The 12,353-nt window shown below is 71.6% G+C and carries 12 protein-coding genes, 1 tRNA gene and 2 pseudogenes; 9 read left to right on the forward strand and 6 right to left on the reverse strand.

The annotated features are described in order from the left end of the window. The 3 genes and pseudogenes from ACLEQD_RS24545 to ACLEQD_RS24555 all read right to left on the reverse strand — a co-directional run. Positions 1 to 217 (reverse strand): annotated as a pseudogene (locus tag ACLEQD_RS24545) (energy transducer TonB); the annotation flags it as partial. A gap of 82 nt (positions 218 to 299) precedes the next feature. Next, positions 300 to 1,520, reverse strand: coding sequence for a glycosyltransferase family 87 protein (locus ACLEQD_RS24550; protein WP_410387242.1), 1,221 nt, complete (start codon positions 1,518 to 1,520; stop codon positions 300 to 302). A 42-nt stretch (positions 1,521 to 1,562) separates the two neighbouring features. Beyond that, positions 1,563 to 2,951, reverse strand: a complete 1,389-nt coding sequence (locus tag ACLEQD_RS24555; RefSeq protein ID WP_410387244.1) for a dihydrolipoyl dehydrogenase family protein — start codon at positions 2,949 to 2,951, stop codon at positions 1,563 to 1,565. A 442-nt stretch (positions 2,952 to 3,393) separates the two neighbouring features. Between ACLEQD_RS24555 and ACLEQD_RS24560 the strand changes: the two genes are divergently transcribed. From ACLEQD_RS24560 to ACLEQD_RS24585, 6 genes are all read left to right on the forward strand, one after another. Continuing rightward, on the forward strand, positions 3,394 to 3,804 hold the full coding sequence (locus ACLEQD_RS24560; RefSeq protein WP_410387246.1) for a ribosome-binding factor A: 411 nt from the start codon (positions 3,394 to 3,396) through the stop codon (positions 3,802 to 3,804). Next, entirely contained in the window at positions 3,801 to 4,040 is a 240-nt protein-coding gene (locus tag ACLEQD_RS24565) for an RtcB family protein (RefSeq protein WP_410387248.1), read from the forward strand. Before ACLEQD_RS24560 ends, ACLEQD_RS24565 begins: the two co-directional genes overlap by 4 nt. Then, positions 4,037 to 4,957: an RtcB family protein gene (locus tag ACLEQD_RS24570; RefSeq protein ID WP_410387250.1), complete on the forward strand. Its 921-nt coding sequence runs from the start codon at positions 4,037 to 4,039 to the stop codon at positions 4,955 to 4,957. Before ACLEQD_RS24565 ends, ACLEQD_RS24570 begins: the two co-directional genes overlap by 4 nt. 190 nt (positions 4,958 to 5,147) lie before the next feature. Next, positions 5,148 to 5,221 (forward strand) — tRNA-Gln (locus ACLEQD_RS24575). 58 nt (positions 5,222 to 5,279) lie between these two features. Then, the gene (locus tag ACLEQD_RS24580; protein WP_410387252.1) at positions 5,280 to 5,810 is read left to right on the forward strand and encodes a non-proteolytic archaemetzincin-like protein; all 531 of its coding nucleotides are present in this window, start codon (positions 5,280 to 5,282) and stop codon (positions 5,808 to 5,810) included. Positions 5,811 to 5,947: 137 nt separating this feature from the next. Further along, positions 5,948 to 6,904, forward strand: a complete 957-nt coding sequence (locus ACLEQD_RS24585) for a TolB family protein (RefSeq protein ID WP_410387254.1) — start codon at positions 5,948 to 5,950, stop codon at positions 6,902 to 6,904. Here ACLEQD_RS24585 and ACLEQD_RS24590 read toward each other — a convergent pair. Together ACLEQD_RS24590 and ACLEQD_RS24595 are read right to left on the reverse strand one after the other, a co-directional pair. After that, entirely contained in the window at positions 6,901 to 7,443 is a 543-nt protein-coding gene (locus tag ACLEQD_RS24590) for a DUF3592 domain-containing protein (protein WP_410387256.1), read from the reverse strand. The two genes, ACLEQD_RS24585 and ACLEQD_RS24590, sit on opposite strands and share 4 nt — an antisense overlap. A 7-nt stretch (positions 7,444 to 7,450) precedes the next feature. Next, complete coding sequence (locus tag ACLEQD_RS24595; RefSeq protein ID WP_410387257.1) at positions 7,451 to 7,921, reverse strand: DUF3592 domain-containing protein; 471 nt, start codon at positions 7,919 to 7,921, stop codon at positions 7,451 to 7,453. 157 nt (positions 7,922 to 8,078) lie between these two features. Here ACLEQD_RS24595 and ACLEQD_RS24600 point away from each other — a divergent pair, with 157 nt between their 5' ends. Continuing rightward, positions 8,079 to 8,567 (forward strand): ankyrin repeat domain-containing protein, encoded by a 489-nt coding sequence (locus tag ACLEQD_RS24600; RefSeq protein ID WP_410387259.1) that lies wholly within the window; start codon positions 8,079 to 8,081, stop codon positions 8,565 to 8,567. Positions 8,568 to 8,650: 83 nt separating this feature from the next. Here the strand turns inward: ACLEQD_RS24600 and ACLEQD_RS24605 are convergent. Then, positions 8,651 to 10,860, reverse strand: a pseudogene (locus tag ACLEQD_RS24605) ((Fe-S)-binding protein). Positions 10,861 to 11,315: 455 nt separating this feature from the next. Between ACLEQD_RS24605 and ACLEQD_RS24610 the strand changes: the two are divergent. Beyond that, positions 11,316 to 11,480 carry a hypothetical protein gene (locus tag ACLEQD_RS24610; protein ID WP_410387261.1) on the forward strand — a complete coding sequence of 55 codons (165 nt, stop codon included), beginning with the start codon at positions 11,316 to 11,318 and terminating at the stop codon, positions 11,478 to 11,480. 482 nt (positions 11,481 to 11,962) lie between these two features. Then, a partial coding sequence (locus ACLEQD_RS24615) for a VWA domain-containing protein (protein ID WP_410387263.1) occupies positions 11,963 to 12,353 on the forward strand: 391 nt, incomplete at its 3' end.

A 12,353-nucleotide genomic window follows, 5' to 3' on the forward strand; every position in this document is an offset into this window, starting at 1 on the left:
GGGGCGGCGGCTTCACCTCCACGACGGGAGGCGGCGGAGGGGGAGGGGGACGGAAGACGACGTCCACCTTCTTCTCCTTGATGACTTCCTTCACGGTGTTGGCCGCGGTCATCGCCGCCACGGCGATGAGTCCGAAGACGGCGACCGACGCGGTCGTGGAGAGCGCGAACCGCCGGGCGGCGGGGGCGCTGGAGGCGCTGTCGAACGTTTCGAACATGACGGGGACGCATATAGCGACGCCGTGTGTCACGAAGGTTCAGGCTCCGTGACACTTTGCCCCCGGCCGTGTCTCGATTGGGTCACGAACCGCGAGCGTTCAAAAAATCGCGCGGCAGGTGCGTCACGGCCTTGTCGGAGAGAACCGCCGTTGGCGTCCCGTGCCGCCGCGTCTGCCACACCAGCGCGATCAGCAGCGCGGAGTACGCCACCGCGAACGGCCGGAAGAGCAGCACGCGCCGGGCCTGGTCCGCTCCCAGCACCGCGTCCGACACGGCCAGGCCGATGAGCGCCACGAATGCCACGCACGCCTGGCCCAGGCGCGAGCGTCCCTCCAGCGCCGCGCGGATCACCGGCCACGCGAGCAGGTAGTTCGCGCGCCACGCCAACGGTGACAACAGCGTCACGCCCAGGCAGCAGAACGCGAGCAGCTCCACGGGCCCGGGCCGCGCCCACACCAGCGCCACGACGAACAGCCCCAGCGCCACGGCCTGCGCCAGCGTCATCGCGCCCCCTGGCGGAATCGACTCCGGAGGCAGCACCAGCGACAGCAGCAGCGTGGGCAGGCCCTGCGGGTTGTGACCCAGCGCCCACGGCGGCGTGGTGCGCGCCAGGGTCTCCGTCCAGTCACGCAGCTGTGACAGCGTGCCCGTCCACCCGTAGCGGCCCAGCGTGGGCAGCACCAGCAGGACGCCGAACAGGGCCGTGGTCCCCACGACGCGCCAGTGCCTGCGCGCCAGGAAGAACAACCCCAGCAGCGCGGCCGGGGGCTTGAGCAGGCACGCGACGGCGAAGGCCGCGCCCGGACCCCAGACGCGGCCCCGCTCCGCGCCCACCGCCGCGAGCACCAGCAGCCACAGCAGCACGGCGTCCACCTGGCCGTAGAAGATCTCGAAGGAGAACGCGGGCAGCAGCACCGCGGTGGCGAGCACCGGCGCCCACGCCCACGGAGTCGCCTCTCCAGACGCAGGCACCGCGCGGCGCGTGAGCACGGACACGGCGCCGAGCGCGAGCACGGAGCCCAGGTTCCACAGCGCCACGGCCGCGCGCGGGGGCACGGCGGTGAAGGGCAGGAACAGGGGCGCGGTGACGGGCGCGTACTTGAACGGCATGGTGCCGTCCTCCGCGCGGTAGAGGTCCGTGCCCTGGCGGAAGCGCTCCGCGGCGGTGAGGTAGACGCGGAAGTCCGCGCCGCGCCGGGGATGCTGCCCCACCGCCACGGCCGCCACGGCGAGCACCAGCAACAGCGCCCACTCCACCTTCAGGGATGCGCGTTGGCGGTGCTCATTCACGAGAGGGGGCACGGTGGGGCGCGCACCATTCCACGCGGGGGCGCCCCGCCGCAATCACAGGCCGTAGGCTTCCAGCAGCCGCAGCCACACCTCGCTCACGGTGGGGTACGCCGGCACCGCGTGCCAGAGCGTGTCCAGCGTCACCTCGCCCGCGACGGCGATGGTGGCCGCGTGGAGCATCTCCCCCACGCCGGGGCCCGTGAACGTGGCGCCCACGATGACCCGGCGCTGCTCGTCCACCACCAGCTTCGCGGTGCCCTTGAGGTCCTGGCCCATGACGGACGCGCCGGCCACGTTGCCCAGGTCGTACTGCACCGTCTTCACCGGCACGCCCGCCTTGCGCGCCCTGTCCTCGGTGAGCCCCACGCTGCCCACCTGCGGGTGCGTGAAGATGACCTGCGGCGTGGCCTTCGCGTCCGCCCACGCCTTCGCGGGCTTGCCCAGGAGGACGTCACCCAACAGCCGCGCCTGGTACTTGCCCATGTGCGTGAGCAGGTTGCGGCCGTTCGCGTCGCCGCACGCGTACAGCCAGCCGCCGTCCACGCCCTTGGCGCGGAGCTGATCATCCACCTCGATGGACGCGCCGGGCTTGAGCCCCACCGTGTCCAGGCCCAGGTCGTCCGTGCGCGCGGTGCGGCCCATGGCGACGAGCAGCGCGTCCGCGCGCAGCGTGTCCCCGCCGGTCAGCGTGATGGTGTACTCGCCCTGCGCGCCGGAGCGCTGCGCCTTGGTGGCCTGCGTCTCCAGCAGCACGCGCACGCGGTCGCGCAGCGCCTGGGCCACCTGCTCGCCCACGAAGGGCTCGAAGCGCTTCAGCACGCGGGGCCCGCGCTGCACCAGCGTCACCTCCGAGCCCAGCTCGCGCCACGCCTGCGCCAGCTCCACCGCCTCCACGCCGCCGCCCAGCACCACCAGCCGGCCCGGCACCGCCTTCGCGCCGGTGCCCTCGCGGTTGTCCCACGGCCTGGAGTCCTTCAGCCCCGCGATGTCCGGCAGGCGCGGCTTGCTGCCCGTGGCGACGACGACGGCCTGCTTCGCCTCCAGCTCGCGCACCTTGCCGTCCTTGCCGGTGACGGCCACCTTGCGCGGGCCGGTGAGCCGGCCGTGGCCGCGCATGACGGTGAGCTTCGCGCCCTCCGCCCACTTCACCTGGGACTTGTCGTCGTAGCCGGACACCATCTGGTCGCGGTGCTTGAGCACGGCGTCCGCCTTGAGCGGGCCCTGGATGAGCTCGCGCACGCCGGGCGTGTGCTTCGCCAGCCACAGCGTCTCGCCGGGGTGCAAGAGCGCCTTGCTGGGCATGCAGGCCCAGTAGGAGCACTCGCCGCCCAGGAGCTCGTGCTCCACCAGCGCGACCTTCAAGCCACCCGCCGCCGCCCGCGCGCCCGCGTTCTCGCCCGCGGGCCCCGCCCCAATCACCACCACGTCGAAAGTCTCGGCCATGAAGCCTCCCGCCCCCTGCTTGCATGGGGAAGGCCGCCCCGCCAATCCGACCTGCGCCGCGCGTCGGATGGTGGATGGAGCGGCTGGTCACCAGAGGACAGCAGAGGACAGCGCCGCGTGTCAGGGACCATGAGGCCCCTGCGTCAGGGCTCGGACGGATGCGTGTGTTCCCCCGCATCCGGTGGACGGTCCGCGCGGTGGCGCGGCGGGAGGTGTGCCATGGGACGTGTCGCCAGGGTGGTCTCGGTTCGCTCCGCGGGGTCGCGCGTCTAGCGTCACCGGCGGCGTCCAGCTCCCGTCCGAAGGCGGCGCCCTCGTGAGCGCCGTCGCGGCCGTGGAGGACGCCTTCGCCGTGAGGTCCAGACGGCGTGTCCGCGCGGAGTCACTCGCGTGCACACCCCGGCCGTGCTCCGGCACGGCCAGCAGGAATCCGTCTTCGTTCATGTCCTCTTCCAGGCATCGCCGTCCCCGCGCGTCCTCCCGGCGCTCGGGCTCCTCGCTGTTCCATTCCGAAGCCCCGTCCGCGCGTCACCTGCGCGTCCAGTCCACCCTCTCCGAGGAGCTCTCGCTGCTGTTCCGTGGCGAGCTGTCCGACCCCCGGCTCGAAGGCGTCGCGCTGACGTCGTTCGAGCTGTCCCCCGAAGGCCGCATCGCGAGCATCGGCTACACGCTGCCGCACGACGCGGACCCCGCCGACGTGAAGGAGGCCCTCACCCGAGCGGAGGGCTACCTGCGCTCGCAGCTCGCGCAGCACCTGAACCTCAAGCGCACCCCGCACCTGCGCTTCGTCCTCGTGGGCACCGCCCCGCGCACGGAGCCCGAAGCCCAGGACACGGACGGAGGTGACGCATGATGCCCCGCGTCCTCGAAGTCCCCCCGGGCGCGGTTGCCCCTCCTCGCCTGGGCGCGCACGTGCCCGCGGCGGCCCTGAAGCAGCTCCAGCAGCTCGCCGCGCAGCCCTACGTCACGGAGCACGTGGCGGTGATGCCGGACGTGCACCTGGCGTCGGGCGTGGCGGTGGGCACCGTCTTCGCCACGCAGGCCCACGTCGTCCCCGGCGCGCTGGCAACGACCTGGGCTGCGGCGTGAGCGCGCACCGCTTCGCCTTCCCCGCCGCCTCGCTGTCGCGCGCGGACCTGGAGCGGCTCCTGTCCCAGCTCGCGCGGGTCATCCCGGTGGGGGACGCGGTGCACCGGGGACGGGGCCTGCCCCTGCCTCCCGGGCTCGAAGCCCCGCCGCTGTCCACCCAGAAGCTGGCCCGTGCCTGGGAGCGGCTGGCGCCGCGCCACCTGGGCACGCTCGGGGGCGGCAACCACTTCCTGGAGCTGGACCGCGACGGGGCGGGGGACCTCTGGCTGCTCATCCACTCCGGTTCGCGGGGCGTGGGGGGCGCCGTGGGAGAACACCATCAGCGCGTGGCCCGGGCGCTGGGCCAGGGCACGCCGCCCGCCCTGCGCACGGACACCCAAGAGGGCCAGGCCTGCGTCCATGACCTGGACCTGGCGTGCCGCTTCGCCCGCGCCAACCGGGACCAGCTCGCGGTCCGGGCGCTGGCGGTGCTGGCGGACGTGCTGGGCGTGGCGCCGGACGCGGACAGCGCCGTGGACGTGCACCACAACCACGTCGCCTCCGAGACGCACTTCGGCCGCGCGCTCTGGGTCCACCGCAAGGGCGCGGTGGGGCTGGACGCGGGGGCCCGGGGGCTCATCCCCGGCTCCATGGGCACGGCCTCCTACGTCGTCGAGGGCCTCGCGGAGCCCCGCGCCTTCCGCTCCTGCTCGCACGGCGCGGGCCGCGTCCTCACCCGCACGGAGGCCCGCGCCCGCATCCGCCCGGACGCGCTGGTCCACGCCCTGCGCCGCGTGGTGTTCGACCCGGGCCGGACGCACGCCCTGGTGGAGGAGGCGCCCGCCGCCTACCGGGACCTCACCGAGGTGCTGGAGGACGAGGCGGACCTCGTGACGCCCCGCGTCCGGCTCACGCCCCTGGCCGTGCTCAAGGGCTGAAGGCTGGAGAAGGGCAGGGGGCGCCTGTCGGGTGGATGACAGCCCGCCCCCTCGCCCGCCCCCCCGAGTGGCGCCCGGGGGGAGTGATCCACCCCCGCACTCCACGACCGGAGGGGCCCATCGTCAGAGTGGGTTCCCGCGCCCGTCAAAGTGCCGTAGTATCGGCCCACGAGTACGCGTGCGAACCTGCTGGGGCGTCGTCTAATGGCAGGACGTCAGACTTTGACTCTGATTATCAAGGTTCGAATCCTTGCGCCCCAGCCACTCCGCTCCGGGGGGACGCGGTCAACGTCGCCGTCCGGAGGTAGAAGGCGGTGGGCTGATGCCGCAGAAGACGCTCCTGCTGGTCACCGTGGGCAGTCCACCGTCCGCGCTCGTGAACGGCTTGCAGGATCCGCTGGCGACCCACCTGGGCGTCAGCACGGCCGTGAGCCGGATGGCGCTGTCGTCGCCGGCCTACGCCTTCAACAAGGACCGCGGTCAGTACCACTGCAACGCCATCATGCGGCGGCTGGGCACGGTGCTGGAGGACGCGCCCCAGGAGCTGGTGATGGGCGTGACGGACGCGGACCTCTTCGAACCGGACTCGCCCTTCGTCTTCGGCCAGGCGGACCGCGAGTCCAAGGTCGCGGTGATGAGCCTGTACCGGCTGCGCCAGGGCGCGGAGGGTGAGACGCTCCGCCGCCGCGTGCAGGTGGAGGCGGTGCACCAGGCCGGGCACCTCATCGGCCTGTCGTACTGCGAGGACTCGCGCTGCGTGATGTTCCTCCCGCAGTCCCCGCAGGACATCGACCGCAAGTCGCTGGGCCCCTGCAACGTCTGCCGCAACGAACTGAACCGCCTCAACCGCTGAACACCCGTGCGCGCTCCCGGACACGGGGGCGCGTGAATGCCTCCGGGTGCGTTGACGTCCTGTCCCGCGCGCCCTGTAGTGTTCGGGCGCGGTGGGTGTGTGACAGGGCCGGCACAGCGGGAGACAGGATGATGGGCATGCGGCGATGGCTCGGCGGTGTGGTGGCGGTGGGGATGTTGGGGGCGTGCGAGCCCCTGGATGACGCGGGCGGAGGCGGCACCATCGGCGACGTCCTCTTCGACCAGGGCTTCGCCTTCGTGCGCGACGACCGGAACGTCTACGTGGTGGACGACGACGGCGACCCCAACAGCCCGCAGCGGCTGACGACGGGCGGCGGCGCGTACACGCCCTCCATCTCCAAGGACGGCAGCAGCATCGTGTTCGTGCAGAAGTCGGGCAGCACGTCGTCCATCCAGACGGTGCCGACCTCCGGCGGCTCGGTGGCCACGCTCATCAGCAGCAACGACGCGGCGTGCGGCGCGTGCACCAACTTCCGCGGGCCCACGTTCAGCCCGGACGGGCGCACCATCGTGTTCGCGTTCGACCGGGGCTCGGGGTCGGTCAGCTCGCTGGGGCGCATCGCGGTGAACGGCAGCGGCTTCACGGAGCTGACGCCGGGCACCACCATCTCCTACGGCGCGCCGTCCTTCTTCCCCAGCGGGAACACGGTGGTGGCGCCCGCGGGCAACAACACCTTCCAGTACGACCAGCTCGCGTTCGTACCGGTGGGCGGCGGCAGCCCCAGTTACGTGCGGCTGGGCAACGAGGTGCTGGCCATCGCGAACCGTGCGGTGATTTCGCCGGACGGGCGGCAGATCGCGGTGGACGGGCGACTGTCCAACGGAAGCACGCGCATCTTCGTGGGCAACGTGACGGCCACGGGCATCAGCGGCGCCCTGCGGCGGCTGACGGACTACACGTCGAGCACCGTGCAGGAGAGCTTCCCCAGCTGGGCGGGCAGCACGCAGCTGGGCTTCCTCTTCAACGACTCCGGCGGTGACCCCAGCATCTACCTGGCGCCGGTGTCCTCCACGGCCAGCTCCGTCACGCTCGCGGTGCCCGCCGCGAACGAGCCCTTCTACGGGCCCAACTAATACGCGCCTGCCTGCCGCTTCTCCCGGGTGGGGGGAGGCGGCTTCGCGCGCGGGGTCGGCTCGTCGTAGGTCCGGAGCCTGCCCACGGGCGTGGGCCCGCGCGGCGCCGGGGCCTTCTTCGAGGGCGCGTTCATCAGCAGGAGGATGGCCAGGGCCATGAGGACCACCAGCCCGACGCCGCCGGTCAGGACGGTGAACAGCCCGACCTCCGCGCCCACGCGCTGGTGCCGGTGGGGATTGTCCGGCAGGTAGAGGAACTCCAGCGAGTCTCCCTCGGAGGCGCGCTGGGACAGGAGCCCGCTCCGGTGCTCCTTGTACTCGCCGCGGATCTCCCCACCGTCCGGCAGGGGGAAGACGTACTCCACGATGCGGTGCCTCGCGTTCAGCCAGCTCCTGCGGACGTGGGTCACCTCACCCCAGGCGTGCAGCCCCTGCTCCCGCAGCTCCAGCGTGAGCTGATGCTGGAGCAGCAGCCGCACCAACGTGAGGAGCGAGGCTCCCACGACGAGCACCCCCATCAGCAGCGCGTTCATGGGCATGGCGGTCTCAGGATGACGGGGGGAGGGAGGCGGAGGCAACCGGGGGCGCTTCGGGCACCGCCCTGCCGAACAGCGCCACGCTTCCGATGAGGGTGAGCAGCACGAGCACGAAGCTCAGGAAGACGGCGAGCCCCAGCGACGTCACCCCCTGGCCCTCGGGGAAGCTGCGGCGCGGGTCGCTCTGGCCGTAGCGCACCTGGATGCGGTCCCCCACGCGCAGCCGCTTCCACAGCTCCGGAGAGACGTTGCGCTGGTGCTCCCGCCGCGTGCCGTCCGGCGGCGTGAAGGCGTAGCGCAGCACGTAGTCGCTGTCGTCCGGGGCCGCGAGGAGCTCCTTCTTCACCACCGTGCCCTCCGCGTGCAGCCCCTCGCGCAGGATGCCCAGGTCCCGCCGGTAGGAGCCCCAGGTCATCACCAGCATGGACAGGCCCACGACCACGAACGTCGCTCCCAGGACTCGCGCCGCGATGAGGGCCACGCCATGCCTCCTGCCTCCCCCTTAAGCGGGCACCCGGCGGCGCGAAACGGCAATGCCCTCCACGCCCCGCCCGTAGAGCCCAGGCGCGGGGCCCTGCCCTGGCATCGCGTCCGCCGAACCGCCATGCTCCCGCGCGTCCTTGCCGGAGGTCCGCACCGTGTCCCTGTTCGATGCCGTCGCCGCGGGTGACCGCGCCGCCCTTTGCGCCCAGCTCGACGCGGGCGCGGACCCCAACCCCTTCGACGCGGAGGGGCGCACGCCGCTGATGGCCGCCGCGCGCTCGGGCCAGGACGCCCTGGTGCAGGTGCTGCTGGAGGCCGGCGCGGACCCCACGCTGCCGGACTCCGTGGGCGAGACGCCCTTCGTCGCCGCCGCCGCCTACGGCCACGTCCACGTCTGCGCGCTGCTGTCCTCCCACGCCACCGCCGACGAGAAGGACATGGCGCGCACGCTGCTCCGGAACCAGGGCATCGACGAGCTTCCCGCGCGCCCCTCGCGGGCGTCCGAGGTCGCGCCCGGCGACTTCCGCCGCAAGCTCGCCTCCGCGGGCGCCTACGTCGCGGGCAAGCTGGGCGACGACGGCGCCACGAAGCGCCTGGAGCGCGTGCTGCGCTCGGAGGGCAACGCCCCCAAGGGCCGCAAGTAGCCCCCAGCCCCCGGAAAGACGAAGGGCCCGGCCGCTCCCATTTTCGGGGAGCCACCGGACCCTCGTCACCTCCGCAAGCCGCGTTACTCCGGCTTGGCGCTCACCACGGGGCTGGGGCTCACCGTGCCGCCCTTGTTGCTCGTCTCCATGGAGTCCGCGACCAGCTCGGTGATGTCCTTCACCTGGATCTGCTCGCGGCCGGTGTCGTTCTTCGCGTCGTTGAGCATGGTGGAGCAGAACGGGCAGGCCACCGCGACGATGCCCTTGCCACCCTGCTCCTTGTAGTCGCCCACCATGCCCGGCTTCTTCTTGTCCGCGGCGTCGGGGAACGGCGTGTTCGGGTCCTCCGCGTGCTTCAGCGTGAGGGCCACCTCGTTCATGCGGTTGTGGTTGATGCGCGTGCCGATGTGCTCCTCCATCCACATCCGGCCGCCACCGGCGCCGCAGCAGAAGCCCTCGCGCTGGCTGCGCTGCATCTCCACCACCTCCAGGCCCGGGATGCTCTTGAGCACTTCACGGGGCGCGTCGTACACGCCGTTGTGCCGGCCCAGGTAGCAGGGGTCGTGGTAGGTCAGCTTCGTTCCGGCGTTCATCACCGAGGACAGCCGGATGCGCTTGTCCTTGAGCAGCTCGTTGATGAGCTGCGTGTGGTTGATGACGCGGTACTCGCCGCCGAACTCCGGGTACTCGTTCTTGATGGTGTTGAAGCAGTGCGGGCACTGCGTGATGACCGCCTTCACGCCCATCGCGTTCCAGGACTCGACGTTCGTCTTGGCCAGCGTCTGGTACAGGTACTCGTTGCCCATGCGGCGCGCGGAGTCGCCGTTGCACATCTCCTGCTTGGACAGCGTCGCGAAGGACACGCCCGCCTCGCGCATGATTTTGACCAGCGCGCGGCTCACCTTCTTCTGCTTGTCGTCGTAGCTGCCCGCGCAGCCCACGAAGAAGAGGTACTCGTACTCGCCGCCGTCACCCCAGGTTGGCAGCGCCAGGTCCTCCGCCCACTCGTCGCGCCGGTCCTGGCCGATGCCCCAGGGGTTGCCCTGGCGCTCCATGCCCTCGAACACGCGCTGGATTTCGGGCGGGAACTCCGCCTTCACCTGCACCTGGTAGCGGCGCATGTCGATGAGGCGCGGGACGTTCTCGATGAACACCGGGCAGGCCTGCTCGCACCAGCCGCAGCTCGTGCACGCCCACACCGTCTCCGCCTTCAGCGCGCTGCCGACAATCTCAGGCAGGGGCTCCTTCGCGCCGTGGGGGTTGTAGCCCTCCTCCACCCAGCGCTCGTGCTCCCAGATCCAGTGCTTCAGGTCCTGGTTCACGCCCTTGTGCGTGAGCGGCTTGCCCGTGATGTACGTGGGACAGTGCGTCTGGCACCGGCCGCACTCCGTACAGGAGTAGAGGTCCAGGCCGTTCTTCCAGGTGAGGTCCTTCACCGTGGCGGCGCCGAACTCCTCCTTCTCCAGGTTGGGCGTGGGCAGCTTGCCGGTGGAGTGCGTGCGCTGGAAGAAGACGTTGGGCAGGCCCGTGATGATGTGGAAGTGCTTGCCCAGCGGCAGGAAGTTCAGGAACGCCAGGATGAGGGTCAGGTGGATGAAGAACCCCGCCACGCCCAGCACGTGCGCCGTGGTGGCGCCCAGGGGCATCATCGCCAGGCCCGTCAGGCTGGTGATGGGCTCCCACCACACCAGCGCGGACGGCGCCGCCGGCACCTGGGTCGCGCCCATGGGGACCTGCTGCGCGGCGGCGTGCGCGGCCACCATGTGGCTGCCACCGAACATGAACTCGGTGATCATCAGGCCCGCGATGAAGCCCAGGATGAGGTAGGCCTCCCAGGACTGGGACATGCGGTCCGGCTTCACCTTCCAGCGCGTCCACACGAAGTACGCCACGCCCGCCAGCGCCAGCGCAGCGACCGTGTCCTTGGCCAGCAGGTAGACCTTGTAGAGCAGGAGCAGCGGCGGGGCGGCGTCCCACGCGGGGTGGGAGAGGTCGGTGAGCACGTCCAGCGCGGTGGACGAGAAGCCCATCACGAACATCATGACGTGCGCACCGCCAGCACCATGAACGCCGCGTAGATGAAGATGTGGAACAGGCCCGGCGTGAACTCCTCCGGGTCCACCATGCGCTTCTGGCCCAACCCGAAGCGCACCAGCTGCGCCACGCGGTAGGGGATGTGGTCCAGCCGGTTCTCCTTCTTCATCGCGAGCAGCACGCCCACGCGGCCGGACATCGTGATGACGAAGACGGAGACGAAGCCTGCGAGCAGCAGGCCGGTGATGATGGGGTTCATGGAACCTCGGGACCCTCTGAGGCCGCACGGCGGGCAACGCCGGGTTGCTGCGCTGCGGCAATTCTGGAGTGGTAGTCAACCCTAGCAGGGGTGATTCGCGAATCAAGCGCCGTGCGGAAGGCGTGTCCTGCAGCGGTCCCTGCACTGCTTCCAGACCGCCGTCCGGGCCGGTGCCCTTCTAGCCCCTCTCCCAGGCTTCCCGTGGGGAAAACCCCCGCGCCCGGTGTGTTGGACGGCAGGCGGCCGGGCGTGTCCCGGATGTCGGTTCCAGGACTTGGGGAAGCCAAGGGCTTTACAAAACGCCAGCGGACTCCCAACATGTCGGTAAATCGGTCAAGATGAACTTGTAAAGGGCGCCGCATGGGGCGGGCCCGGTTGACCGACGCAGGGCGTCCAAGGGGACGCGAGCCGTCAAAGGCCGTACACCCCGTGAATGGAGCGCCGAGGAGCCGGACATGAGCCACGACGAGAGCACGTACCTGGACGAGGGCCGCGAGGACCTGGAGCTGTCTGCCGAGGGCGAGTTCGGCCGGACGGTGATGCCGCTGGAGCCCACCGAGGACCGGCGCTGGGGCCACCTGGACGAAGAGGCCTGGGGCGGCTGGCACGTGGCGGAGTGAACCGGAGCCCCCGCGGCCGGTGGACTGCGCGGGGGCCCACGTCGAAGTCCGGGGGCGCGGCTGGTACTCCTGGAAGCTGATGCAGTGCGGTGAACACCAGTGCTCCCGGCCTTTCGGGCCAGGTCGAGCCTGGGAAGCGCGGTCCCCGGAAATGACCGGTGCCGGACCCTCTGGAAGTAAATCCGTAAAGGGCTGAACGAATCCGCCGAAACGCGGGTGTCCGTGGGTGACGCAGGGCGTCCCGAGGCGCGCCGGGTGGGGCCCGGGGTGTTGATCGCCAGCGCCGGGATGGGGCGCGGGGGGACGGGCCCGGTCGGGCCGGACACGTTGCTTTCACGACCGGAAACCCGACATCCTCCCAGGAAGAGCGACAGGACTTCCGGGCGGACGCGGGCCAGCGCAGGGGCGTCCGGGGCCAGGGGGCCGTCGCGACGAATCGCGGCGAAAGCGGGATGGGGCCCACCCACCATGCGGGAGTGCGGATGAAGCAGACGGCCTGGGCAGTGGAGCGCGACGCGGAAGGCGGCCGCGAAGTGCTGCTGCTGGTGACCCTGGAGGCCGAAGCGGAGACGCCTCGGGCCCCGGTGGCGGTGAACCTGGTCATCGACCGCAGCGCGTCCATGCGGGGTGCGCCGCTGGCGGCGGCGGTGGAGGCGGCGCGCGCGCTGGTGGAGCGGGCGGGGCCCAGGGACTACGTCGGCCTGCTCACCTTCGACGCGGACGCGGAGCAGGTGCTGCCCGTGCGCGCCATGGAGCCGAGCGCGAAGGCCTCCTTCCTGAAGACGCTGTCGCGCCTGGAGTCCGGCGAGGGCACCGCGCTGCACGAGGCCGTGGAGCAGGGCGCGGAGGCGGTGCGGCGCGTGCTGGTGCCGG

The sequence above is a fragment of the Corallococcus sp. 4LFB genome (genome assembly GCF_046520365.1).
Classification (GTDB): domain Bacteria; phylum Myxococcota; class Myxococcia; order Myxococcales; family Myxococcaceae; genus Corallococcus; species Corallococcus caeni.